Below are 26,360 nucleotides of genomic sequence, written 5' to 3' on the forward strand. Positions count from 1 at the left end.
TTACATTGTAGGTTGTAGCCATATGTATTAGCACTCGACAGTGTTCAGTGCTAACAACCAACTTTATGATACTCAACTTGAAGCATGATTTCAAGTCCTTTTGACGAATTCCTGCGAGAATTTACGTTGAATTTACACGAACATAGCTAAAGTACACCCGCTGTGCCTGGTTCTATGTGGAAATTCACTATTTTTATTCTACGAAATTCTTGAGCCCTTCTGCAACGTTAGCAGACAGTCCCTTTCCCATTGTATCCATTGTTGAACATAATATGCCTGCTTGTCCTGCCTAGCAGTGGAACAATCTACAACAATAGCCCGGAAAAGAACAGTCCGTCTTCTCCGGGCACATTACAGTTACAGATCATCCTCATTCACACGCATACCCATCATACACCAGCTATGAATGAGATATCCTGTGTTCCATTTTGATACCAACTTATGTCCTAACCCACATGTTTCTTATCCTCGGCACGAACGTAGCGGGATTCAATCTCTTCATCGGCTGCAAGCTGCTTGCGGTAGACAATTGCAGATAATAACACACTGATCTCATATAACAGAAGCAAGGGAATCATCACCAGCAGATCGGAAATAAAGTCTGGAGGTGTAATCACCACAGCAATGAAGATCAGAACAAAATAAGCAACTCTGCGCATCTTGCGAAGGCGAATCGGATTCAGAATCCGCAGTCCTGTAAGAAACATAATAAGTAAAGGAAGTTCGAATAACAGGGACACAGGCAGCACAATGCCAAACAGGAAGCTGAAATACTGTTTCATCCCGTAGGTCTCCACAAGCCCCATCTTTTCCGTAATCGCAGTTGTGAAGGCGAGTGCCATCGGAAATATAACATAATACGAAAAAGCCATCCCTATAAGAAATAACAGAAATACATAAGGCACATACTTCAACGTTGCTTTTCGTTCGCGCTGTTTCAGGCCCGGACTAACAAACTTCCAGATCTGATACACCGTAAACGGCAACGTAATGATAAGTGAAAACAAACCGGCAATCTTCATGTAGATGCCAATCCCGTCCCAGAACGAGAAGGCATGCAGTACAAAACCTTTGGCCGACTCTGACTTGGTCAGATATTGGTATACCGGGTCTGCTACAAAAAATCCTGCAATAAGTCCCAACACAAAAATAATTAATACATAGATCAGCCGCTTCCGCAGCTCACTCAGATGCTCCGTAATCGACATTTCTTCCATTTGCTGCGTCATGCCTGCCCCCCATTATTGCCAGCTTAAAATACAAAACCCTTCCGGCAGGAAGGGATTTCTCTTTCATTGCCGTCAAGATTATTCCGGCAGGCGTTTATCAGCAGGCTTGTCTGCAGGTGTGCTCTCAGCCGCCAGCGGTTTTGCTTTCTCCTGCTCTTTGCGATTGGATGAGTCATCCTCAGAGATAATCTCGCGAGCGCCCTCTTTGAATTCACGGAAGGTACGCCCAACTGCACGTCCCAGTTCCGGAAGTTTGTTGGGTCCAAACAACAGCAATGCAATCACGGCCAGCAAAATAAAACCAGTTGGTCCAATGGAACTAAACATTGATATTCCTCCTCGTCTCAAGCTTCAAAGATGCGCATACTCGGCCAGATGTTCATAGATGTCTCAGCTGCGTTCTTGATTTACGCCCATCATACCATAGATGTAACCACTTACATAACCCGCAAAATTCACAAATAAGAGTTGTCCTCGATTATTGTTTGAACTGACCCGTAACCATCAGCAGCGCTTCTGGAAGCTGATCCATAATGGCAGCCAGATGTTCGTGCACACCCTTTGGTGTACCTGGGAGATTGACAATCAGCGTGCGTCCACGAATGCCACATACCCCACGGAACAGCATGGCAGAACGGTTTTTGCTCATTACACTGTACCGCATGGCCTCTGCCATCCCGGGAACTTCCCGTTCAATTACGCGCCGGGTCGCTTCCGGAGTAATATCACGAATGGCCAGCTCCGTGCCACCGGTAGTCAGCACCAGATCGGCGTGAAAATAATCCGTCATCTCAATCAAAGCCGCAATAATCTCATCGGGTTCATCCGGAACGATACGGTACTCCACGATTTGACCACCCAGCTCTTCTTCCACCAGCTCCCGAATGACTTGTGCACTCGTATCCTCACGTTCCCCGCGGGCTCCTTTGTCACTGGCTGTCAGGATTGCTGTTCTCCACACCATAAAGATCACCCTTCTCCTCTATGAAAATAAATATTGCCTATCGGCTGTAATCACCGTTTTTGCCACCACTCTTGGAATTCAGCATGGTTGGACCGATAATCATATCTTTTTGCATGGCCTTGCACATGTCATAGACCGTCAGTGCTGCAGCCGAGGCAGCCGTGAGCGCCTCCATCTCAACACCCGTTTTGCCTTCGGTTTTGACAGTAACTTCAATGTGTAATTCATCCACTCCGTTATCATGAAAACGAATATCCACACCCGTCAGTGCCAGCGGATGGCACATTGGAATCCAATCCGACGTTTTCTTCGCGCCTTGAATCCCGGCAATCTGAGCCACAGCCAGAACATCACCTTTGCCGATTCGGCCCTCCCGAATCGCCTCCAGTGTATCTGGATTCATCGTTACCTTGGTTACGGCCACAGCCGTACGCACGGTAATTTCCTTACCTGAAATATCAACCATCCGGGCCCGCCCCTGTTCATTAAAATGGGTCAGTTTGCCACCCGAAGCCTGGCCGTTGTTCACTTCTGAACTCAATCACATCACAACCCTTTATTCGATATGTAATATACCTTCGGTTGTTATCAACAAATCCATCCGCAGATCGAGCAGGTCCATCGGGATCTCCTCTTGCAGCTGACCCGGCAATACCATCGCAGCCATCAAAGGTTTCTTGCCCGTCATCACACATGTTGCTGCAAGCGTCTCGGCAAAACGATCATAATAACCGCCACCATAACCAATACGCCCTCCATGCAGATCATAACCAAGCCCCGGTACCATTACGAGATCGATATCCGGCCAATCTTCAGGCTTGAGGACTTCACAGGAATCCTTGGGTTCCGGTATCCCCCATATGCCCGGCTCCAGATCCCGTTCTCCGGTCACTCGCAGTAGCTCCATTCGAGGTGGATTCGCCAACACTTTCGGTGCAAACATCACATCTCCATGATTCCAGCCCTCTTGAAACAGAAAAGCTGTGGATGCTTCGCTTCCATAGGACAAATAACTGAATATGACGAGTGGTCTGTTCAGGACCTTACTCTTGGCCTGTCTAAGGCGCTCCAGCTCCCGCCTCACTCCAACGTTAATCTTAGTCATCGCCTGCTGATGCATGCTCACATCCATCAGATCACGGCTCTGTCTCAGTCTGGATCGAAGCTGGCTTTTCAGTTCCGCATGATCCTGCATATCCTTGAATAACCTCCTGTTGATAGGGAAGGTAAAAAAAGCTCTCATTGAAAAACAAATTATATGTTATGACCAGTTGTCATCTTGTTGAAATGGTTAAAATGATTCATTTTCTGCAAAATCCTCATGTAATAACATGCCTTCTTTCAGTTTATCATTGATTGATCAAAAAGACTACATGCCCCATGCGTTCCCAATCGGTGCAATTGCTCTGTATTTCATGTAAACTGGGATATAGTTGTCATATCAAGAACTGGACCTATGGAGGAACTTAATTTTATGCTGCTGCAAGTATCCGGAATTATCAAACGTTTTGGTGTCGATCCAATCCTGGACGGCGTGAACTTACAAATATTAGAACGCGAGCGCATCGGCCTCGTTGGTGTAAACGGTGCAGGAAAATCCACTTTGCTCAAAATTGTAGCTGGTGAAATGTCTTATGACGGGGGACAGATTTTCAAATCCAAAGAAACGACGCTTGGTTACCTGGCTCAGAACAGCGGGCTGCAATCCGATCGCAGCATCTGGGAAGAAATGATGAACGTATTCGCTCACCTGACACAGGCTGAAGCCGATTTGCGTCAGATGGAGCGCGATATTGCCGACCCTGCCCAGATGGAAGACGAGAAAAAGTACGCGGACCTGCTGGAACGTTATGCGAAACGCTCCGACTGGTTCAAGGACCATGGCGGTTATGAGATGGAAACCCGCATTCGCAGCGTACTGCACGGGATGGGATTCGGCGAATTTTCGCCAGACACCCCCATTGCTACGCTGAGCGGCGGACAGAAGACACGCCTTGCACTTGCTCGCATTTTGCTTCAGGCACCCGATCTGCTCATGCTGGACGAGCCTACCAACTATCTCGATATCGCCACCCTTACATGGTTGGAAGATTATCTGAGAGGTTATTCAGGCGCACTGCTCGTGGTATCCCATGACCGGTACTTCCTCGATCGGCTCGTAACAACCATCGTAGAGATCGAACGGCATCGCTCCAAAAAATATACGGGCAATTACAGCCGTTATATGGAACTCAAAGCTGCCGAATATGAGACTCAGATGAAGCAATATGAGAAACAACAGGGTGAAATCTCGAAGATGGAAGATTTTGTCCAGAAAAATATTGTACGTGCGTCGACGACCAAACGGGCTCAAAGCCGCCGCAAGGCCCTCGACAAAATGGAGCGGCTTGATAAACCGATGGGAGATTTGAAAAAAGCACATTTTTCCTTCGAAACAGCCGTTATGTCAGGCAAGGAAGTACTTCGTGTGGATCAGCTGTCCGTTGCTTATGACGAGGCTTCTCCATTGTTCCGCAATGTATCCTTCGATCTGCGGCGCGGGGAAACCGTTGCTCTGATTGGTCCAAACGGTATTGGCAAATCTACCATGCTGAAGTGTCTCACCGGAAGTTTACGTCCGGTATCCGGGGATATCCAATGGGGAACGAAAGTCCAGATTGGATATTATGATCAGGAACAGACGGGGCTTAATCCTTCCAACACGGTTCTGGAAGAACTGTGGAGTGCCTATCCCGGGATGGAAGAAGCACGTATTCGGACCGTACTCGGGAACTTTTTGTTCAGCGGTGACGATGTGCTCAAGAAAATCTCCTCCCTCAGCGGCGGCGAGAAAGCACGGGTCTCTCTATCCAAGCTGATGCTGAAGGAAGCCAATATGCTCATTCTGGATGAGCCTACGAACCATCTCGACCTGTTTGCCAAAGAAGTGCTGGAAGCGGCGTTAATGGATTATGAAGGTACCCTGCTGTTCATTTCCCATGACCGATACTTCCTCAACAAAATGGCCGAGCGCATTGTCGAGCTTCATCCAGGTGGAACGGAACACTATCTTGGAAATTATGATGATTATGTGGAGAAGAAGCAGGAGCTTGAGGACATAGCACGCGAAGCTGCTGAGGCACGTCAGGCATCATCCAAGAACTCGTCCAAATCCGATCTGAGTACAGCCACAATCGAAAAATCTGGAGCGGCTTCATTTGAAGCAGAAAAACAAGCAAAGCGTGAGGAGCGTAACCGGCAACGCAAGCAGGAAGCTCTGGAACAACAGATTGCGGAACTGGAAACGAAGATTACAGAGCTTGAGGAGCAGATGGCTCTGCCTGAAATCTATCAGGATTATATGAAGTTGCAAGAACTCCAGCAACAATCGGAGGAGCGGAAGGCAGAGCTCACCAAGGCATATGAGGACTGGGAAGAACTAGCTATGGAATAGTACGAACTCAGAACATGGCTTGAACACGTCCTTACAAGTATAGTTGTACCCCGGCTGATTCCTTATTGGGATCAGCTTTTTGTTTAAGTCGGGAGACATGTTTTGGCTTTTGTCAAATTTACTCGAATGAAAAGAAATATTTTTACATACCTATCCCTCATATTTATCCACAGCAAAGCAAGATAGCAAGCACATTAATATGCTTAATTATACAGCGGTAGAATAGCCTTTTACACACAAAAACCATATTTATCCACTAAGTTATCCACGTTATCCACAACTTTATGGATAGTAAGGAGTCGTTCTATCCCCTAAACCCTTTTCGTTTCGAAAACTGCACTGGTTTGACTTTATCCCAGTTACCCACAATTTTCACTGGATATGTGGATAACTATAGTCACACCTTGACAAATACACTTCCCCTCTCTTCATTGTTCCTCCATAAAAAGACAAAAGCAGACCTCTATCGTTCAAGGCCTGCCCGTTGTTTACTCACTTGATGCAATGTAGATCAAATCGAATCGCGATTGGTACTATACCTGCTACACATACGATCTGACCCAGATGATCTACGCATGTGCTTGTTCATGATGTTCGGAAGGCTCCGCCTTCAGCCCAGCAGCATTGCAGGCCGCTACATAAGCCAAACCGGCAGCCATGACGATATCATTATGCGTTGCCGTCCCCCGGAACTCACGTCCTGCACGCTCCACAGTAACTACAGCCTCCGCACTTGCTCCCTCTCCCCCACTCAAGGCATGCATCTCCATATCGACAAATGCAATATCGTCGGAAATGCTCTGACCAATAGCACGAATGGTTGCATCTACGGGTCCCCCGCCAACGGCAGAATAGGATTGTTCCCCCGCACTTGTGCGAATACGAACGGCGGCCATTCGATCCGTCATGCTGCCCGCCGTCACCTGCAATTCAACCAGCTCATAATCCTGTGCAGGAATATTCATGGTCTGGCTAACCATCTGCAGCAACTGGTCGTCACTGACCACTTTTTGCTGGTCTGCGGTTTCTTTGAACACCTCATACAATTGCTCCATCTGTTGCTCATCCGGCTCAAAGCCGTATTTGCGAACCCGATCCTTCAGGGCGTGACGACCGGAGTGTTTGCCCAGAATAATCATGCTGCGCGGGATACCCAGCGCTTCCGGGTCCATAATCTCATAGGTACTCCGATTCTTCAGCAGACCATCCTGATGGATACCAGATTCATGCTGGAATGCATTACGTCCCACCACCGGTTTGTTGTATGCAATCGGGAAGTGCATGGCACGGCTAATCTGACGAGAAGTCTCATACAGCTGGTTCAGCTTAATGTTGGTCGTTGCACCAATTGCATCTCCCCGGGTCTCCAGGGCCATAATCAGTTCTTCCAGTGCACAGTTCCCCGTCCGTTCTCCGATACCATTGATCGTCACTTCAATCTGGGAAGCCCCATTGGCAATTGCAGCCAAACTATTGGCTACGGCCAGGCCCAGATCATTGTGACAGTGTGCACTATAGCGAACCTGATCGCCGCCTCTTGCACCCTCACGTACCCGGCGGAACATCTCGCCATACTCATGTGGCAGGGCATAACCGACCGTATCCGGCAGATTGATAATACTCGCTCCAGCTTCAATAGCGACTTCAACCATTTCAATCAGATCGTCCATCTTGGTACGAGCCGCGTCCATAGCAGTGAACTCTACGATGTCCGTGAACTGGCGTGCATACGATACCATCTCACGAGCGGTAGCCACCACTTCACTACGCGGACGGCGCAGCTGATGTTCTATATGAATATCCGAGGAAGAGATAAAAAGGTGAATTCGGCGCCGTGCTGCATCCGCTGTTGCTTGAACGGCTGCATCAATATCACCTTTGACCGCACGCGCGAATCCACAGATCTCCACGTTCTGCAACTGTCTCGAAATCGCCTGAACCGCCGCGAACTCACCTGGACTGGAGATCGGGAATCCAGGCTCAATGACGTCGATACCCAGAGAAGCCAGTTGGTGTGCCAGTTCGATCTTCTGCTCGGGTTGCAGACTCGCTCCCGGTGCCTGTTCCCCATCGCGCAGCGTTGTATCAAAAATCTCAATCATACGTTTGTTATTAATCGTTGTCATATTCATCAACCTCCATCAAATTTTATATTCATTTTTGTTACAATCCACGAGCCACAGAACACCCGCTGATCGCCATCAATGTTGTTACATGTTTTGTTTGTAAATGCGTATGTCGTTTGTAGCTTAGTCCTTGGTAATCAGTAAAGCCTGTTGCATGTTTAGTGCCTATACTTGATGTTCCATGTTCATTTAATTGATGTTCCATATTCATTGCTCGTTCGTTGATGATCCTGCTTGCTTGTGACAGGGTATACGTCGACTTACACCCTGTGCTTCTTAATTTTGAATCTCCATATGGTTCATTCCCATGCCCACCCTGCTGCCGGCAGCAAACACAAATAACCCGCCATCTCATATAAGAGACGGCGGGTTATTATCCCCTCCGCGGTACCACTCTCGCTTGATGGGCCGGACTTACGCCAGACTCCATCCACCTCGTCGTCTCCGAAATCCGTTGGATGTGTGCGCACGTACGACATCACTGGAATTCGGAGAAACACCCTATAACGGGGGTTAACCGTTGCTGTGTAACACATGTCGTTGTCCATCAGAACAACGGGGCAATTGATATCGTCCCCATGCTTCCACAGCTCTGTTCCCGGGCGAGATTCGAATGACTCAAGCCACTGCGTCGCACCACCCCGCAGCTCTCTGAGCGCCTTATCATTCTACTGCTCCCGTTCATCACATTTATTATATGGCCTAACTTCATTCATCCTTATTTTGAAAATCAAAAAAAGCCTGCCACCTCATGCAATAATGCAAGAGACGACAGGCTGTTCACCTTCGCGGTACCACTCTTGTTGACTTCCTTCCTGTTCATTCAAGAGAACCCCTAGATGCTTTCGCACTTCCGGATCACTTGAAGCAGCCTGAAAGCCCCCTCAGTTATTGTCGGTAATCCTTGTAATAACGGTCCATCCGACAACGGCCCATTCACGGAGGCAACCCGTAACCATGTACTTTGGGCCATAATCGGCCTTCGGATTCTCCCGGGGAGTCACCGTGTTCCATCGTTCCGCTTCCAGGTGAGTTTCAGGTTTCCTTCGACTGCGTTGCACCATACCGCAGCTCTCTAGACCGGGAATTGACCTTACTATTCCTGTTCATCGCGTTTATCCATTCAGGAAAATAACTTCCTGTTTAAATTTGTAACTAATATACATTCTTCACATGCAGGCTGTCAACTCTTATCTCCAACTGCCTGTTTATATAAACTATAAGTGCGTGTTCAAAAAGATCGGTTTTCAGTACCGAGAAGATGGGATGAAGCTAGAAATGGAGTAGCGGAGCGTAGTCAAAACTACGTGAGCAACTACAATGTTTCCGAAGGAAACATACTCCGTAAGCCTCCCCCTTATTTCGGCTGAATTCCATATTCGATGCTGATGATGCCGCTAGGCATCATTCGTAATCAAAAGCGGGCTTTTTGAACAACCTCTATAAGGACTGAACGGACCATGCCTCCAGGGAAAGCCCCGGATCAGCTTTGGCATCAAATTCAGAGATTTCTCCCCGCTGCCATTTCAGATACGCAGCCGCTCCAATCATTGCCGCATTATCCGTACAATATTCCATTGGCGGGATTAACAGCTCAAGCCCTTCCTTCGTGCATCGCTCCTGTAATGCAGAGCGCAATCCACGATTTGCCGCAACACCACCACACAACAGCAATTGTTTTGAACCATACTCACGAACTGCTCTTACGGCTTTCTCCACCAGCACTTCTACGACAGCTTCCTGGAAACCACGTGCAACTGCAGACGGCTCCAAGGTTTCTCCGCGCATTTTAGCCTGATTGAGCGCATTCAGTACAGCAGACTTCAGACCACTGAGACTGAAATCATACGAACCTGCTTCCAGCCATACCCGTGGTAGTGGCACCACATCCTCCGCTTCAGACGCCATCCGGTCCACATGTGGACCTCCCGGATAAGGACAGCCCAATGCACGTGCTACTTTGTCATACGCTTCGCCTACGGCATCATCTCGCGTACGACCAATCAACTTGAACTTGCCCTCGGATTCCATATGCACAAGTTCTGTATGTCCACCGGATACGACCAGTGCCATCGCTGGATATTGCAGTTCATGAGTAAGTCGGTTGGCATAGATATGCCCCGCAATATGATGTGTGCCAATGAGTGGTTTGCCCAGTGCCATCGCCATCGTTTTGGCCGCAACGATACCCACCAGCAGTGCTCCGACAAGCCCAGGCCCCTGTGTTACGGCGATTGCACTTAGATCACGTGGACGAATGCCGGACTGTTCGATCGCTTGTTCCAGCATCAACGTAATGACTTCAACGTGTTTGCGTGAAGCCACTTCAGGTACCACTCCGCCAAATGCCTTATGCGTCTCGATCTGACTTGAGATCAGATTGGACAGCACTTCTCTCCCATCCTTAACAACAGCTACCGATGTTTCATCACAGCTTGTCTCCACCGCCAAAATGTAGGATGGTGCAGAATTTATTTTTTCATTCAGTTCGTTCATGAATCCAGTACGCTTCCTTCCTCTTCGCCGCTCCGGCCTGCAGACGGCAAGTTCGCCCACATAATCATCGCATCTTCCCCATTATCGGAGTAATACCCTTTACGAAGACCCGCCGATTCAAACCCTTTTTTCTGATATAAACGCTGAGCAATGCTGTTAGAGACTCTTACCTCCAGCGTCATTCGTTCCATCCCGAGATAAGCCGCTGTACTCATTAATTCATCCAGTAACTTTTCACCAAGCTTGCGTCCACGATACGCGCCTCTGACTGCAATATTGGTAATATGGGCTTCATCCATGATGGTCCACATACCTGCATAGCCAATGGCTTTTCCTTCTAATTCCATCACCATATATTTAGCAAAATGATTGTGTGTCAATTCATTTTGAAATGCTTCTTCCGTCCAGGGCAGGGTAAAGGCCTCATGTTCAATCTCCATCACATCGGGAATATCCGCGAGTGTCATGAACCTGAACTGAAGCGTTGCTTCCTGCTTATTATTCGCCACGTTGTCCATCTGCTTCCCCCCTTTAGTGCGTGTTCAAAAAGACCGATTTTCAGTACCGAGAAGATGGGATGAAGCTAGAAATGGAGTAGCGGAGCGTAGGAAAACTACGTGAGCAACGGACATTTCGGCTGAATTCCATATTCGATGCTGATGATGCCACCAGGCATCCTTCGTAATCAAAAGTGGACTTTTTGAACAACCTCTTTTAGCTTTTGCGCAGCAGATTGGCTTCCGCTTCAGACAACTGTGTGTAGTTCGGCACCAGTGCATGCACGTCATCACGCTGACCTGCAAGCAGCGCGGCGGCGCCAAGGCGCCCAACCCAGCGGCCTTCCAGCTCATAAGGTACGAGCTGGAAGGCCGTTCCTGCGGGGCAGCGAAGCTCCGCGGCTGCCGCAGCATGAGGGCCCGTCTCGCCGACGAACCAGACGGCTGCGGGCCGCTCTTCCGGCGCCGCCTCCGCCATGCGGGCGGCGAGGGCTTCCAGCCATCCGTCCATCTTGCGGATGGCATCAGGCGCCAAACGCCGGGGCGCATCGCTCCCGGCGGAGGCAAACAGCGCGGTGCACGCTTGACCGCGCCGTGCATCCACAAGCGGAACGATCCAGTGGACAGGGGCAGCACCTGTGCTGCCCTGGTCCGCGGATGGCGTTCCGCCAGCCCCTGCTGCGGCATCCTCTGCCGCAGCTTCTGCCTTGGCGGCAAGGCCGCTGTGCCAGCCGCCCCAGGCGATGGCCTGAAGGCTGGACACCCCGGCTACGGGGATGTCCCACGCCCAGGCCAGTGTCTTCGCCGCGGTCACCGCAATGCGGATGCCCGTGTACGAGCCTGGCCCAACGCCAACGGCAATGCCGTCCAGTTGGCCAGGGTGTGTGCTGCTGGCGGCCAGCAGCTGTTCCATCACCGGTACAACGTGTACCGAATGGTTGCGCTCAGCCCGTTCATTGCGTTCTTCCAGAAGCGCATGACCTTCCATCATCGCAGCAGCCATTACTGCGGTGGATGTATCCAACGCCAAAAACCGCTGACGCGGCTCTTTTTGTAAATCTTCCATCATCATTTGACCCCATTCTGTCTGAACTGTCGGCACAAGGCTGCATAAGTCTCGCCGTACCCATCCAGTGTAATCGTTCGATCCTCCAGGCCCGTTGTTTCAATCTGCACATGCAAGTGCTCTTGCGGCAGCAATTCGGGAATGATACTCGACCACTCCACCAGACTGACTCCGGCTCCATAGAAATATTCATCAAGTCCAAGCTCATCCGCTTCTTCCAGCGATATGCGATATACATCCATGTGATATAAAGGCAGACGCCCTTCGTACTCCTTGATTAGCGTGAATGTGGGACTGCTCACCACATCACGTACACCCAAATGCCAGGCAAATTTCTGCGAAAATGCCGTTTTACCCGCACCCAGATCACCATCCAAAGCAATCACCATGCCGGCGTTTGCCTGTCTGGCGAGTGCGGAAGCGAGTGCTTCTGTATCTGCAATGCCATGGGATAAAAACACCCACTGCTCGTGCGTCTGATTCAATATTCGCCCCACCTTTGGCGGTCTAGCCGCCTGAGTTCACTTTGAACCTTATTATATCGGTCCCTTTCTTCCCCCGCAACAACCCTAGCAAAAACCAAAAACCGGCACCTCCCGGTACCGGCCGTGTTATACATATATTCAGCTTTTATTCATTCTCGAATTGCTTAATAACAATATGCTACTTGTACCTACTCCTCCAAGCGATCCACACGTACCGTCTGGGTATTTCCTGGTCTGCTGCCAACCTGAACGGTCGCCATACCATTGGCTTCATCCACGTTCTCGATCCAGACCGGATCTCCTTCCAGCGTAACGGCAATCGTATCCTTGGAATCATATATCGCTTTGGCACGCTTTGCATCCATCATCTTATTCATACTCCCCTTCCGGATCCTCATGTGATTCTCGAACCATGCTATCTGTCGTACTTTCACCAATATAACCGTTATCGTCCGTAACTTGTCCCCCGCCTAACCCTTCATTCACCATCCGGTCAATGTCGAGCATGAACGACTCCCGATCAAGGGGCAATTTTTCTGAGGTTACCGCTTCCCAGTTCACAGCTGTAGCGGGTGTATAGAATTCTTCTGCGCTTTCGGCTTCCGCAAGAGGATACGGAGAAAACGCATGCTTGTGCGCTTCCTCTTCATCCCGTCTGTTCTTCATTTCAGCACCTCCCAGCTTAATCATTGTGAGATCACTTCTGTTATCATCCCCGAGTCTCGAAGAACCATACGAATTCGTTCGTCCATAAGACGATTATCCCTTGCGCCATATGCCCATACTATTGAATATAAATCCGTGTTCAACAAATCCGGTTTTCAGTAACGGACATTCGGCTGACGTAATCAAAAGCTGAATTTTTGAACACCCTTTCGAAAGGAGCCGACCTATGCATACCGTCTGGAAAGGCGCAATCAGTTTTGGCCTTGTTCATGTCCCTGTCAAAATGTTCTCGGCTACCGAAGACAAAGACATCTCCATGCGCTATATCCATAAAGTCTGCGGCAGCCCGCTCGCTTATGTTCGCCAATGTCCATCCTGTGAAGTGGACGTCAAATGGGAAGAGATCACCAAAGGCTATGAATATGAAAAAGGAAAGTTCGTACTCTTCGAAAAAGATGAATTAGAAGCGTTAAATGATTCCACCAACAAAACCATCACCATACTGGATTTTGTAGACTTAACTGAGATTGACCCGATTTATTTTCAGAAAACATATTACCTTTCGCCCGATCAGGCCGGGGGAAATGCCTACCAGCTGTTGATGAACGCGATGCGGGATACCGGCAAAATCGGCATCGCCAAAATCTCCATTCGTTCCAAGAGCAGTCTGGCTGCCATACGCGTGTTGGAAGATTGCCTCTCCATGGAGACGATTTTCTATCCAGACGAGATTCGTCCTGTCTCCCAGGTGCCCAACTTGCCGGAAGTGCAAAACGTGAATGAGAAGGAACTCACGATGGCAAAGCTGTTGATTGATCAATTGTCTACGCCTTTTGAACCTGGTAAATACACCGATGACTATCGCAACAAACTGCTGGATCTTATCCAGCACAAAGTGGCAGGCGAAGAAATCAAGATTGCTCCAGCCAAACCTGAAGCCAATGTGATGGATTTGATGGCTGCCTTACAGGCAAGCATCGAGGCGGTGAAACCTATTCCGGCTGACCCTGGGACAACAACGGCCAAACCGAAGAAACGCGCAGCGCGAAAAACGTCCGCTCAGGCGGCTGCCGGAGGGGAATCCGATGCACCTGCACCAGCCAAAAGGAAAAAGGCAGCACCCAAACCAAAAGTTTGAATGTCGTCAAGGCAAGAACGATTTTGTTATCTGCTCATGTAATGAAATTTACTCCAATCCGGCTTCACAGTCGGATTTTTTTGTTTTTGTAAAATGCGATTGACGAAAGCTGATTTATATTTTATATTAACTTATGAAAAGTAACTTATTTATGAATATACAGTCACTCTGCAATCCTGCTTTAACAACATGCAATCTAATAATACATCTTCAACGCATATACACATTCAAACGAGAACCCATATTATTTATTATCAGGAGGAAACAATCATGAATACGCCGTATCAAATCCCTGCCACAACCCATCTGGGTGAAGTGAGTCTCCGAATTATGAACCTGGACCGTTCGATTAAGTTCTATACCGATGTAGTTGGATTGAAATTACTGGAGCGGAGTGACAAAGTGGCTACGTTGACAGCTGACGGAAAACATTCCCTGCTGCGATTGGAAGAGCTCACGGATGGCATTACCCTGCCGGAACGCTCACACGCTGGCTTGTATCATTTCGCCATTCTGCTGCCTGACCGTAAGTCCCTGGGTCTCGCTCTTCGTAATCTGGCTGCATCCGGTATCGATATCGGTCAAGGCGATCACTTGGTTAGTGAAGCCTTCTATATCTCCGATCCTGATCAGAACGGAATTGAGATCTATGCTGACCGCGCACGTGATACCTGGAAACGGGATAGCGACAATAACTACGTGATGGCAAGTGATCCGGTTGATGTGGAAAGCCTGTTTGCCATATCGGAGAATGAACCTTGGCAAGGTCTGCCTGCTGGCACAGTTATCGGTCACGTTCATTTGCACGTCCGCAGCCTGGAAGAAGCCCGCAACTTCTACACCGGCATACTCGGTTTTGATATCGTGGGTAACTTCGCCAACATGTCAGCACTATTTGTATCCGCAGGCGGCTATCATCATCATCTGGGACTCAATATCTGGGCAGGAGTGAATGCACCTGTCAATCCAGATAACGCTACAGGAATTGATTACTTCACCATTGTGTACGCCACCAAGGAACAATTGGAACAGGCACTTGAACAATTACGTCAATCCGGTGCAGTCGTTACACCAGTAGAGGACACTTGGTTTACGGTAGACCCACAGAATATTCGTATACGTCTGACAACTGCGAACTGATTCTATGTAGCCGTTATAATACAATATGATTGCTTAACCACATGTTAATAAGCCCGGGTAACTGATTTCTCTACATCACAGAGAGATCGGCTGCACGGGCTTTTTACGTTGGCTTTTATAAAACTGGCACAATTGGTGCATTCTAACCAATACATAGACATGATCTGTTAAGGAGATACCTCATGATCGAAAAGGGACGTTTGACTGTTAGACAGCTCGCTTCACTTATGTTCCTGTGCACCATCGGGGAGCAAATTCTCGTCTTCCCTTCCATGATCACATCCTATGCTCATCAGGATGCCTGGTTATCAGCCTTGTTGGGAGTCGCAGGGGGCCTTGGAATACTCTTCATTATGCTTGTTGCCTACAGAACGCATCCCCGGCTGAATCTGATTCAAAATGCCCTTCGAACATTGGGACCCTGGATCGGGACATTGTTTGGTTCTTTTTATATTTTTTATTTCCTAATCAGCACCTCAACGTTCATTAGGGAGATTGGCGATTTTATGTCTACCCAGATCTTGCCGGAATCTCCATTAATGATCCTTCATTTGGTTTTTATGTGTGCGCTTGTCTGGGGGCTTCTGTCCGGTCTGGAGAGCATTGGTAAGACTGCTGAAGTCTTTCTTCCTCTGATCGTATTGTTTCTGCTTTTTCTGACGGTATTTCTAATCCCCCATATACGTATAGCTAACATCCAACCTGTGCTTGCACAAGGCTTTCTTGATCCATTCAAAGGTTTTGTTGCTGTACTCACCTATCCTTACTGCGAGTTGTGCATCTTCATGATGCTCTTTCCCTACACGAAAGATGAGCCCCATCTGCAAAAGGACATTCTGTTCGCTGGCATGATTGGTGGATTGTTACTCACATTGACGCTAAGCATGTGTCTGTTCGTTATGGGACCATGGATGACGCAGCATCACTGGTTCGCTTCATTCAACCTTTCACAGAAGATCAATATCGGAAACTTTATGCAACGCGTCGAAGCCTTCATAACATCGGTCTGGATTATTGCTGTTTTTTTCAAAGCCGCTCTGTTCTTCTACGGTTTTATCCTGGGCGTCGCTCACCTGTTTCACTTGTCCAGTCACCGTTCTCTGATCCTGCCGGGTTCCATGCTTATTCTCGCCATGTCTATTCTAATCGCTCCAAACGAGACATTTTATCTCAAGGTCATCATTCCCTATTGGATTGATTGGGATCTGACCTGTGGTATTGCACTGCCGTTACTGCTCATTCTGGTGCATCATATGAAGTCCCGCTTCCAAAAAATATAACAAAATTCTGAATGAACCTGCGCCAGCTCATTAGGGCGAGGAAGGAGTTCCCCCATGTTCAAACCGCTGATTCCGTTCGAACCCATCTCCAGGGATACCTTGCCCACAGGACCGCAATGGATTGCACAGGTCAAGTGGGATGGAGTCCGTATGCTTGCTTATGAGGACGGGCATGAGCTTCGCCTGGTGAATCGCAGGTTACATGATCGAACCGCACAGTATCCCGAGTTGGTCACACCACGCAATTTATGTTCAGGAGCATCCTATATCTTGGATGGAGAAGTAATTGCACTAGACCCGGACACCGGCAAACCTTCGTTTTATCACGTTCTGCGGCGGGATCGCATGAGCAGACCGGAAGGCATCGCCCAAGCCATACATCAGATTCCGGTCACTTATATGGTATTTGATATCTTGTTCTATGAGGGACAATGGGTGACAGATCAGCCTTTGGCAGATCGACAGCGCCTGTTGCACGAGGTTCTTAACAGCGCTCCCCATGTTCAGGAGGTTACCAATACACTTGATGCCGCATCCCTGCTTACGGTCATGAGACAGCATCAGATGGAAGGCATCGTCTGCAAGGATCTCACCAGCACTTATGGCATACAGGGTAAGGACCAGCGCTGGCAGAAGGTCAAAATCATGCATGATGTATATGCCATGATCGGGGGAGTCACGTACCGAAGCGGTATTGTGAACGCCATCGCGGTTGGCGTATATGATGGGCCTAACTTTGTCTATATTGGTCATGTCGGGACTGGCAAGCTGAACTCCAATACTTGGCGTGAACTCACCCATCAGGTTGAGCCTCTGATTAGGCAGGACCGACCGTTCCATAATGTACCCGAACGCAGTGCGGAAACCACCTGGGTGGAACCACGAATAGGTGTCAAAGTGCAATATATGGAACTGACGCATCATCGCACATTACGCCATCCCAGTATTCAGACCTTCGCAGAGGTAACCCGTGAGGATTGCCCGGCGAATCAGCTTCTTCAATGAATGAGTTCGTATATAGATTACGTATAGGAGGTGTTCGGTGTGGCCCCTAAGATTCAAGGAACCATCATAATAGAAGGCACAGAGCTAACCGTTACGAACCCGGACAAGCTGTTATGGCCGGAAGCGGGTGTCACCAAAGCAATCTATCTGCAGAAGCTGGCTGCTCTAGCTCCATATCTGCTCACATATACAAGCAATCGACTACTAACCACCATAAGGTACCCCCATGGAGCTGGAGGGACATTTTTCTACCAAAAGAATGCCCCTGAACCTGTCCCGGATTATGTACGGACTGAAGTTCACGATGGCATCCGTTATGTCGTGATGAATGGACTCCCCGAATTGTTGTGGCTTGGCAACCTGGCGGCACTTGAATTCCATCCTTCTCTTCATGCTGTGGGAAGCCTGCTGCCCTGTGAATGGATGATTGATCTGGACCCCTCTCAGGAACATGAGCCACGAATCATGCAGGCTGCACTCATCGTTGGAGAGACCCTGACTTCGCTTGGTCTAAGGTCCATCCCCAAAACTTCAGGAGCAACCGGAGTTCAGATTATAGTTCCTATTGTGCAAGGTATAACCTTTGATGAACTGCGGGATATTGGTTATTTTGTTGGCAAATATGTCACTCAGAAGTACCCCGATCTGTTCACACTGGAACGACTCAAAAAGGACCGTGGAGACCGCATATATTTTGACTACCTCCAGCATTATGGTGGCAAGACCCTTGCGGCACCCTATACACCTCGTGCCAAATCAGGGGCCACCGTTTCTACTCCACTTACCTGGGATGAGGTTCGAAACAACGTCTCAATCCAGGATTACCATCTGATGAACATTGTTGAACGCCTGAATGATACTGGTGATTTGATCGCTGCCGTCGAGCCGCAACCAGTTGAACTCATTCTCAAGCATTTGAAGAAAAAATAGCCGACCCCCTTATCACAAGGGAGTCGGCTATTATCATATATGCGTGGATAAATCGCTAATGGATACCTTTTTTCTTGAAACGTCCGCCCTTCACGTCGTGAATGTTACCGATCGCCACAAAGGCTTGCGGGTCCCAATCTTCAACGATGGACTTGAGCTTGGCTTCTTCCAAACGGGTGATTACAACGAAAATAATCTTCTTCTCATCCCCGCTGAATCCGCCCTCTCCATCCAAGAAAGTCACACCGCGACCGAGACGGTCTGTCAGGGCTGAACCGATATCACGATACTTCTCACTGATGATCCATACCGATTTGGACTGGTCCAGTCCTTCATTCACGATATCAATCATCTTCATCGCAATATAATATGCAATCATGGAATACAGGGCATTCGGCCAACCGAATACAAATCCTGCGCCTGCGAAAATAAATACGTTAATGAATAATACGATCTGTCCTACAGACAACGGCGACTTCTCACTAAGCAGGATGGCCACGATCTCCGTACCGTCCAGTGAACCACCAGACCGAATAACGAGTCCAACACCCACACCCAGGATCAATCCGCCAAAAACAGCTCCCAGCAAAGGCTCACCCGGTGTTAATGCAGGAACATGGTGCAATAATGACGTCCCGATGGACATGACCACGATTCCCAGCAGCGTGGATAATGCAAATGTTTTACCAATCTGCTTGTAACCCAGAATCAGGAAAGGCAAGTTGAGCAAGGTCAGGAATACGCCGAGTGGCAGATGTGTAAGTTCTGACACCATAATTGAAATCCCCGTAATTCCACCATCAATAACGCCATTCGGTACGAGAAACACTTCAAGCGACACAGCCATCAGTGCAGCACCGATCAGAATCATCACAATACGTTGCAGCAGCTTTAATGTAAACACCGAGCTTTTGACCCCGCGGTCAGCTGGCTTGGCTGTTAGTTCTTTCACCGTTACATTGGACATGGTATCCCCCCCGTTAAATCAGTGTGTGAATCCATTTTATAAATCATTTAAATACTCAGGGTGAATCGACATATAGAAAACAGCAAAATGCGTTCTACATGTACCCCGGCTATACAAGCACAAGCATCTAAAGGCGATATAAAATGGATTCAAAATGGTCTTTATCCCGGTTTGTACTTTCAAAAGAGAGCAAAAGGGAGCCTGTTTTCCCGCAGACTCCCCTCCTTCGCCAAGACATGATTTATATATCTATTATATCATAAAAGATCAAATTTGCGCAAAATACTCAGCAAAAAGAAGATAAATTCACAAAAAGTGAACTTATCTTCAGAAATCTGTCCTAAATCGGCTAAAGAAGCGGAGAAAGCATCCGAGAAAGCATTTCTGCGCCTTTTTGCCCCCGTGAACGCTTCTGAAATATCTTCCCATCGATCTGACTGCATTCCCCGAGATCACGTTCAAAGTCAGTAATCAAACGATGGATCGCAGAGGACTCAAACAGGACCGCCGTCAACTCGAAATTGCAGAAAAAACTGCGCATATCCATGTTGGCTGTTCCGACTGTAGCGAGCAGCTCATCTACAATCATCACTTTGGCATGTACAAACCCTTTACGATATTGGAAAAACTGCACACCTGCTCGCAACAGTTCCTCCACATATGAAAGTGACGCCAGGTGCACGAGTTTTGAATCGGATTGATACGGAATGATAATTCTCACATCAACGCCACTGACTGCAGCTGTTTTGAGCGCCTCATATAGTGCAGGATCAGGTATAAAATAAGGTGTGGTAATGTAGATTCGGTCACAGGCTACCGAAATGGCCCCAAAACACATCTCCTGAATCGCATCCCAGTCCTGATCCGGTCCACTAGCCAATATCTGAATTCGCTCTTCCCCGCTACAGATATGCGGAGGAAATAATTCTGCAAGCTGGGGTTCGGTAATTCGCTCACCAGCAGCCAGTTTCCAGTCGTTAAGGAACGTACTTTGCAGAAAGTATACAGCGTCTCCCTCAATCTGCACATGTGTATCCCGCCAGAAACCCACCTCTGGATATTGTCCAAGATAATCATCACCTACATTAATGCCTCCCACAAAGCCAACTTGTCCATCCACAACAACAATTTTGCGGTGATTCCGGTAGTTCACTCTGCGGTCAATTGTAGCGATCAGCGGTGGGAGAAAATAATGGAATTCCACACCGGCATCCTGAAGTTTGCGGATAAAGCTTCCACTCATCTTGTGGCTGCCGAGACCGTCGCAGATAAACCGAACCTTCACACCCTCTTGCGCCTTACGAATCATGACATCCTGAAACTTGGTGCTGATGACATCATCACGAAAAATGTAAAATTCCACATGCAGATGGTGTTTTGCTTTTTCCATTTCTCTCAGCATTGCCGCAAATGCTTCTTCACCATTGGTGAGCACCGTACTGTGGTTACAACCCGTGATCGGGCTCTCCGACAGATGGGTTAACAGGTTAAACAATCGATGCTGATGGCTGAAACGATCGCCAGGCATCTGTTCGACATCTCCAATGATGTGGGCTTGTTTCCAGATCGTTTCCTTCATTTCACGGAAAATTCGCGATCCACCCTTGCGGAGTTTTTTTCGTTTGTTATAATCCTGCGCCACGAAATAATACACAACAAAACCGATCAAAGGCACGCAGAACAAAATAAACAGCCAAGCCACAGCTTTAGCCGGATTCCGAAATTCCAGCAAAAGAATCGTGGCTGCCTGAAAAATAAATACGACTAATATAATGACCAGCCAGAACATTCGGCTTCCTCCTTAGGTGGCAAGCTTCATGACCTTGCCGTTCTCTCACTTACACAGCTTTGACGATTATGCATACAGCTAATCATAGATACCCAATGTAGCCCCTATTCGTAACGTTCGCTTAGATAAAACTTTACATAAGCCGACGGAATACTTGATTCTGGTAATCCGAGTGTCTCATCATAGGTTGTATATTATGACTGTGTTACCTTCTACATATCAGATTAATCAGGATACAGAACCGCATTGTAGCGCCAATCTGCTCACTATCCCTTCCAGACTCTTCCTCTTTTCTTCATGAGAAGGTGGTCTTCTTACGTAAAATTAGATATAATACTCGTTAAAAACTTATTACTTAAAGGAGAACAGTAGTGAATGGACAGTGAGAGGTATGCGTTAAATTTAATATTGGTTGCGTTTTTGATAGGACTTTCGGCGTTTTTTGTTGCAGTGGAGTTCGCTCTGGTACGGGTTCGTCCGAGCCGGATCGACCAAATGATTGCGGAAGGAAACAAGCGTGCGCTGGCTGTGAAACAAGCCGTTGCCAATCTGGATGGATATTTGTCCGCCTGCCAGCTCGGCATCACGATTACCTCTCTGGGACTGGGTTGGCTGGGTGAACCGACGGTAGAGAAGATTCTCCACCCTGTGTTCGAAAGCTTGCAAATTCCTGAGGCAGTTTCTTCATTCTTATCGTTTGTTATTGCATTTGCTTCCATCACGTATCTGCATGTTGTGGTTGGTGAACTTGCTCCAAAAACGATTGCAATCCGCAAAGCAGAGACTGTTGCCCTGCTGACGTCTACACCTATCATCTGGTTTAACCGAATTATGTATCCTTTTATCTGGCTGTTAAACGGCTCAGCGAACCAACTGGTGAAACTGTTCGGAATCAAACCTGCTTCCGAGCACGAAGATGCACACTCCGAAGAAGAGTTGCAGATCATTATTAATGAAAGCTTCGAAAACGGTAAAATAAACCAAGCCGAGTTCGGTTATGTAAGCCGGATCTTTGCTTTTGATGAGATGTTAGCCAAAGAAATCATGGTACCCCGGACCGATATGGTCTGCCTTTATGTAAATAGAACGAATGAGGAAAACCTGGAGATTATTCGTGAAGAGCAGTATACCCGTTTTCCAGTAGTTAATGAGAGCAAAGACGATATTATCGGTATCATTAATACGAAGCAATTCTTCCTGGAACTATACGGAAATGATGAACCTGTCGATCTGTCTTCCCTGATTCAGCCTGTATCCGCTGTTCACGAAACAACTCCTGTAAAGGACTTGCTCAAGAAAATGCAAAAGGATGGCGTACACATCGCCGTGCTGGTTGATGAATATGGAGGAACATCCGGAATTGTAACCATCGAGGATGTGCTTGAACAGATTGTCGGTGAAATCCGCGACGAGTTCGATGCAGACGAGGTAGAGGATATTCAGGTCATCAATGAGAACTATGTCATTATGGACGGCAAGGTTTCCTTATCGAAGGTGAACGACATGTTTATGTCCAGCCTGGATGCAGATGAGTGGGACACCATTGGTGGATGGCTCTATAGCCATCGTCCCGAGATGAACGAACAGGAAGAATATGAGTTCGAGAATCTAACTTTTGTTTTGCTGGAAAAAGACAAGAATCGGTTCTACAAAGTGGCCATCGTTCCCAAGGAACCATTGACTATGTCTGATTACACCGATGAAGACGAGAAAGAGTCCAATTGGTTAAATAAAGCAAATTCATAAATAAGAAGAGGAGCTCTTGCCTATTTGGGTAAGTGCTCCTCTTCTTATTATATCTCGCCCTATCCGTCAATTCTCCAAATTATCATTCAAACCAAGAATGGAACTCCCGTTTTTAGTTTGATTTTAATACCCACTTCGCAATATCATCGATAATGGCTTTGGAGACATTAGATGGCTCAGCGTACTCTTGACCGATTGAAAGTCCATTATAGTTGGATAAAAGATGATTTACCTTTGGATAGCTATTGTACGTTACATTGGAATGACCTTGAAGAGCCGATTTCCAGGTTTGGAATTGATTCATAGACACTTGCACATCGTTTTCGCCTTGTATAACAAGCATAGGTGTATTTTGTGTTTTAGCCAGTTCCGCAGGCACATAATCTCTTTGCTCAAACCACCAATAAGCAGGTTGAAGCGGAAACGTCTCAGGAAGATGATCTACAGAATATTGTGGATCTTTAACCATCGCAGCTACATTTTTATAAAAATCAGCTTGCCCTTGAATGACATCCGTGTCTAAACCAAGCTGCTTCATCCGCTCTACCAATTCGTCCTGCTGCTCGGTAAGCACATCCACAAAGCTACTACTTGGTGCAGCAAGTAGAATACTTCCTGCAATATCATGTTGTTTATCCTCAGCAATGATTAACGGCATTGCAAACCCACCTTGACTATGTCCAGCTACAAAAATCGCTGTAGAATCAATATGTGCATTCTTTTTAAGTAATTCCACTGCATCGTTTACCTGATCTACGCTCTCTTGTTTTAATGTGAATTTAGGCTGAGAAGCGACCTTATAGGTATGCTCATACGTGACCTTATCGTATCTTAATACAGCAACTCCTTGTGAAGCTAAACCTACCGCAAGATCGCGAAATGGCTTTGCACCACCAATGGCAGCATCTTGATTGCTAGGCCCAGATCCGTGTACCAGAATAACAACTGGGAAAGGTCCCTCTCCCTTTGGCAAAGTTAATGTCCCTGGTAAAGCTAAATCACCCTGACCAACCGTAATCTCTTGTTCTGTATAGGCAGATGGGTCGTCGTAGCTTGGTTTTTGATACACATCTGGAGTAGTGGCGGCAATATGCAAATCATCCACAAGTCCGTTATGATTCATTCTGACCGTAATATTTAAACGAGTCAGCTCTGTTTTGAACGTATAGGTAACATTGCGATGCACTGTATTATCTTCTACATGCTTAGCTATGGCTTCACTTGTAATTTTGCCATTTTGTCCTTCTAAAGCTCCCCACAGCTGACTCAACAACGTGGGTGACAACACTCCACTCACAGAGGTATGAACATACTTGGCAGCCTCCTTGCCATCGCCCTCACTAATAAGGGAAATGAATATATCCTCAGGTGCTGCCTTCAGCGTCTCGGAAAGAAATGCCCCATCCATAAAAGTAACTCCTTTCGTTAACTGAACAGGATTGTTTAAGGATATGGCTTGCCCATTCACCATCGCCTGTTTCTCTCCTACCTTAACTACAATTGTAAGCTCACTTTTTCGTATTGTGATTTCTCCTGTCTTTTGTTGCCAAGATACCTCTGCCCCATTCTGTTCTGCAATCTCACGAATAGGAACAAGATTTTCACTACCAGCGGATTTTTCAGCAGCTTCTGAGATGGATGTCACCGGAAGAATGAGACCTACGAAAGTAAGAGAAAGTAATAGCTTTTTCCAATTGTTCATTGTAATAACTCCTCCTAATAATTAATTTCATCTATTATATGCATAGAATTATGAGCATTTATTGGCTCAGAACTCTGCTTAAAACAACAATAGCAATAATGAATAACACTAGGACCCAAGATAGTGGACGAGCGAAGTTAATCGTCCAACCTATTCCATAACGTTTTTCTACGGTAAAAGAAGGGTCTTTGGGATTGAAGTAAATAAAACCAAGTTTCCAATATTCATCGTCATTCACAGGCTGCTCCTTGGACCGTTCGCGATCTTCCTGATGGTTCCTAATTTTTCCACCGCCTTGTCTGCCTGTAAGAGACAGCAATATAGCGCCTAATAAGATCGCCACTGAGGTGATCAGACTAATCGCTGTTAACAAGACCTGATTAGGAACGAACATATTTATCTGAATGAAGGCAAATAAGATGGTAAGAAGCATGCCTGTTATGATCGTAAATAGGGACCACTTACGGCGGAAACGGATATGATCAGCAGCAAATTGGGCAGCATTAGATGGAGTAAGCTGTTGTTTGCTTGTTTTAATACTCCAGTTCACCAACATCATCAGTGCAATGATTCCTAGCTGTACAAGGTTAATAGCCAGTACCGAAAAGTAGGTTTTGGGCACACTGGAAGTGACATTACCCTGAAGATCATATTTCATCGGAATGACGTTAGGTAGTGCGTTATAATTCAAGATTGTAATGATCGCAATGGCTACAATAATAGCTATGTGAACGAGAAACCAATAGTTGGAATAGGTGAGTTTATTTTGGCGGAAGGTGGTATCGATTTTAACCCTTTGAGGTGCTTCTACAGTTGTAAGTGTTTCTTTTATCTTTTTCATCTTGAAATGAAATACTATGTGTAGTGCGGCCCAGTACACAATGAATATCATTGTGCAAACACCGGTGATCATTGCGGTAGACTCTTCATTGGCAGATGGGAGTACATACAGACAGGCAAGAATAATCAACCCGTTTCCGATCAGACTTACAGTAGCAAACGTCCTCCGGAGCTTACGTAAGACTGGTGTGTAGTAATTATATTGACTCACCGTAACCCCAAAGCTGATTGTTTCCCTTGTCACATAAGGTGCAAAGGATAGAAGTAAGGCTAATGGAGCAAAGATTAAAATGATAGGCAATATACTAAATAGTTGCATACATAACACACTCCCTTGATTCTTTATTCTTTGTTGTGACCCATCTTTACATCATCATACATTTGGTCTAATACCGCAGACAGTTCCTCTTTGGTCATTCCGCGACATATCGCTTCGGCAATAATCGGTCTTAATTCTCTTTGCTGCTTTTTCAAAAAATCATCCGTTAAATCAGGCATTCCATCAGGGTTTACCACAACTCCCTTTTGTCTATGAACCAGAATGTACCCGTCTTGCTTGAGTATTGTATAAGCCTTGTTGACTGTATGAAGGTTAACACCAATATCTGCGGCCAAATTCCGAACCGAAGGTAACGCCTCACCTAGCTGTAACTCGCCACTGGCAATGCCTTCAATAATTTGATAAACGAGTTGCGAATATATGGGAAGTTCAGATTGCATATCCAGTTGAATAATCAAGGGTTCACCTTCTTTTTGTTATCTGTTATATATCAAGTATAACAGATATAACAAACGTGAGCAATACGTGTGAAAACAAAAAAAGCCGCATATCCATCGTGAGGGCCAACTTACCTGACCCAT

Annotated in this window: 24 protein-coding genes and 2 other annotated features; of the genes, 7 read left to right on the forward strand and 17 right to left on the reverse strand. The window is 47.1% G+C overall.

The features are described 5' to 3' along the window. Nucleotides 1-446: 446 nt before the first annotated feature. From tatC to AB4111_RS09805, 5 genes are all read right to left on the reverse strand, one after another. Nucleotides 447-1,229, reverse strand: coding sequence for a twin-arginine translocase subunit TatC (gene tatC, locus AB4111_RS09785; RefSeq protein WP_442031360.1), 783 nt, complete (start codon nt 1,227-1,229; stop codon nt 447-449). Nucleotides 1,230-1,307: 78 nt separating this feature from the next. After that, complete coding sequence (tatA, locus tag AB4111_RS09790) at nt 1,308-1,556, reverse strand: twin-arginine translocase TatA/TatE family subunit (RefSeq protein ID WP_036668966.1); 249 nt, start codon at nt 1,554-1,556, stop codon at nt 1,308-1,310. A gap of 151 nt (nt 1,557-1,707) precedes the next feature. Next, a complete protein-coding gene (locus tag AB4111_RS09795) occupies nt 1,708-2,193 on the reverse strand; it encodes a MogA/MoaB family molybdenum cofactor biosynthesis protein (RefSeq protein ID WP_017690080.1) in 486 nt (161 codons plus the stop codon). Between the two features lie 37 nt (nt 2,194-2,230). Continuing rightward, nucleotides 2,231-2,734, reverse strand: coding sequence for a cyclic pyranopterin monophosphate synthase MoaC (gene moaC / locus AB4111_RS09800; RefSeq protein ID WP_223869015.1), 504 nt, complete (start codon nt 2,732-2,734; stop codon nt 2,231-2,233). A gap of 15 nt (nt 2,735-2,749) precedes the next feature. Then, nucleotides 2,750-3,388: a 5-formyltetrahydrofolate cyclo-ligase gene (locus AB4111_RS09805; RefSeq protein WP_442031361.1), complete on the reverse strand. Its 639-nt coding sequence runs from the start codon at nt 3,386-3,388 to the stop codon at nt 2,750-2,752. Nucleotides 3,389-3,667: 279 nt separating this feature from the next. Here AB4111_RS09805 and AB4111_RS09810 point away from each other — a divergent pair, with 279 nt between their 5' ends. Next, on the forward strand, nt 3,668-5,626 hold the full coding sequence (locus tag AB4111_RS09810) for an ABC-F family ATP-binding cassette domain-containing protein (protein ID WP_442031362.1): 1,959 nt from the start codon (nt 3,668-3,670) through the stop codon (nt 5,624-5,626). 569 nt (nt 5,627-6,195) lie between these two features. On the opposite strand, the gene AB4111_RS09815 is transcribed toward AB4111_RS09810, so the two are convergent. From AB4111_RS09815 to AB4111_RS09845, 7 genes are all read right to left on the reverse strand, one after another. Next, nucleotides 6,196-7,752, reverse strand: a complete 1,557-nt coding sequence (locus AB4111_RS09815; protein ID WP_253431642.1) for a 2-isopropylmalate synthase — start codon at nt 7,750-7,752, stop codon at nt 6,196-6,198. 355 nt (nt 7,753-8,107) lie between these two features. Next, nucleotides 8,108-8,446: a binding site (T-box leader), on the reverse strand. 67 nt (nt 8,447-8,513) lie between these two features. Further along, nucleotides 8,514-8,871 (reverse strand) — a binding site (T-box leader). 321 nt (nt 8,872-9,192) lie between these two features. Beyond that, nucleotides 9,193-10,248, reverse strand: a complete 1,056-nt coding sequence (gene tsaD, locus AB4111_RS09820; protein WP_442031363.1) for a tRNA (adenosine(37)-N6)-threonylcarbamoyltransferase complex transferase subunit TsaD — start codon at nt 10,246-10,248, stop codon at nt 9,193-9,195. Then, nucleotides 10,245-10,766, reverse strand: coding sequence for a ribosomal protein S18-alanine N-acetyltransferase (gene rimI, locus AB4111_RS09825; protein ID WP_036668955.1), 522 nt, complete (start codon nt 10,764-10,766; stop codon nt 10,245-10,247). The genes tsaD and rimI overlap by 4 nt, the downstream gene beginning before the upstream one ends. Nucleotides 10,767-10,962: 196 nt before the next feature. Then, complete coding sequence (tsaB, locus tag AB4111_RS09830; protein ID WP_442031617.1) at nt 10,963-11,811, reverse strand: tRNA (adenosine(37)-N6)-threonylcarbamoyltransferase complex dimerization subunit type 1 TsaB; 849 nt, start codon at nt 11,809-11,811, stop codon at nt 10,963-10,965. Between the two features lie 2 nt (nt 11,812-11,813). Then, nucleotides 11,814-12,296 (reverse strand): tRNA (adenosine(37)-N6)-threonylcarbamoyltransferase complex ATPase subunit type 1 TsaE, encoded by a 483-nt coding sequence (tsaE, locus tag AB4111_RS09835; protein WP_339240310.1) that lies wholly within the window; start codon nt 12,294-12,296, stop codon nt 11,814-11,816. A 188-nt stretch (nt 12,297-12,484) separates the two neighbouring features. After that, nucleotides 12,485-12,661: an H-type small acid-soluble spore protein gene (locus AB4111_RS09840; RefSeq protein WP_026081228.1), complete on the reverse strand. Its 177-nt coding sequence runs from the start codon at nt 12,659-12,661 to the stop codon at nt 12,485-12,487. A 4-nt stretch (nt 12,662-12,665) separates the two neighbouring features. After that, the gene (locus AB4111_RS09845) at nt 12,666-12,962 is read right to left on the reverse strand and encodes a hypothetical protein (protein ID WP_339240309.1); all 297 of its coding nucleotides are present in this window, start codon (nt 12,960-12,962) and stop codon (nt 12,666-12,668) included. 226 nt (nt 12,963-13,188) lie between these two features. Between AB4111_RS09845 and ku the strand changes: the two genes are divergently transcribed. The 5 genes from ku (at nt 13,189) to ligD (ending at nt 18,455) form a co-directional block, all read left to right on the forward strand. Further along, on the forward strand, nt 13,189-14,100 hold the full coding sequence (ku, locus tag AB4111_RS09850) for a non-homologous end joining protein Ku (protein WP_339240307.1): 912 nt from the start codon (nt 13,189-13,191) through the stop codon (nt 14,098-14,100). A gap of 270 nt (nt 14,101-14,370) precedes the next feature. After that, entirely contained in the window at nt 14,371-15,240 is an 870-nt protein-coding gene (locus AB4111_RS09855; RefSeq protein ID WP_342572157.1) for a VOC family protein, read from the forward strand. Between the two features lie 182 nt (nt 15,241-15,422). Then, entirely contained in the window at nt 15,423-16,520 is a 1,098-nt protein-coding gene (locus AB4111_RS09860) for a GerAB/ArcD/ProY family transporter (protein ID WP_442031364.1), read from the forward strand. A gap of 54 nt (nt 16,521-16,574) precedes the next feature. Continuing rightward, nucleotides 16,575-17,525: an ATP-dependent DNA ligase gene (locus AB4111_RS09865; RefSeq protein ID WP_442031365.1), complete on the forward strand. Its 951-nt coding sequence runs from the start codon at nt 16,575-16,577 to the stop codon at nt 17,523-17,525. Between the two features lie 39 nt (nt 17,526-17,564). Then, nucleotides 17,565-18,455 carry a non-homologous end-joining DNA ligase gene (gene ligD, locus AB4111_RS09870; protein ID WP_442031366.1) on the forward strand — a complete coding sequence of 297 codons (891 nt, stop codon included), beginning with the start codon at nt 17,565-17,567 and terminating at the stop codon, nt 18,453-18,455. A 55-nt stretch (nt 18,456-18,510) separates the two neighbouring features. On the opposite strand, the gene AB4111_RS09875 is transcribed toward ligD, so the two are convergent. Then, on the reverse strand, nt 18,511-19,422 hold the full coding sequence (locus tag AB4111_RS09875) for a YitT family protein (RefSeq protein WP_253431608.1): 912 nt from the start codon (nt 19,420-19,422) through the stop codon (nt 18,511-18,513). 349 nt (nt 19,423-19,771) lie between these two features. Next, the gene (gene cls / locus AB4111_RS09880) at nt 19,772-21,211 is read right to left on the reverse strand and encodes a cardiolipin synthase (protein WP_442031367.1); all 1,440 of its coding nucleotides are present in this window, start codon (nt 21,209-21,211) and stop codon (nt 19,772-19,774) included. A 375-nt stretch (nt 21,212-21,586) separates the two neighbouring features. On the opposite strand from cls, the gene AB4111_RS09885 reads away from it, so the two are divergent. Further along, nucleotides 21,587-22,957 carry a hemolysin family protein gene (locus tag AB4111_RS09885; protein ID WP_442031368.1) on the forward strand — a complete coding sequence of 457 codons (1,371 nt, stop codon included), beginning with the start codon at nt 21,587-21,589 and terminating at the stop codon, nt 22,955-22,957. A 112-nt stretch (nt 22,958-23,069) separates the two neighbouring features. Here AB4111_RS09885 and AB4111_RS09890 read toward each other — a convergent pair whose 3' ends face one another. The 3 genes from AB4111_RS09890 to AB4111_RS09900 are packed head-to-tail and all read right to left on the reverse strand — an operon-like array spanning nt 23,070 to nt 26,237. Further along, a complete protein-coding gene (locus AB4111_RS09890; RefSeq protein ID WP_442031369.1) occupies nt 23,070-24,659 on the reverse strand; it encodes an alpha/beta hydrolase family protein in 1,590 nt (529 codons plus the stop codon). Between the two features lie 58 nt (nt 24,660-24,717). After that, nucleotides 24,718-25,818 carry a DUF1648 domain-containing protein gene (locus AB4111_RS09895; RefSeq protein WP_442031370.1) on the reverse strand — a complete coding sequence of 367 codons (1,101 nt, stop codon included), beginning with the start codon at nt 25,816-25,818 and terminating at the stop codon, nt 24,718-24,720. Between the two features lie 23 nt (nt 25,819-25,841). Further along, nucleotides 25,842-26,237 carry a GntR family transcriptional regulator gene (locus AB4111_RS09900; RefSeq protein WP_253431596.1) on the reverse strand — a complete coding sequence of 132 codons (396 nt, stop codon included), beginning with the start codon at nt 26,235-26,237 and terminating at the stop codon, nt 25,842-25,844. Nucleotides 26,238-26,360: the final 123 nt, after the last annotated feature.

Source organism: Paenibacillus sp. 2KB_22 (assembly GCF_052115745.1).
GTDB lineage: Bacteria > Bacillota > Bacilli > Paenibacillales > Paenibacillaceae > Paenibacillus.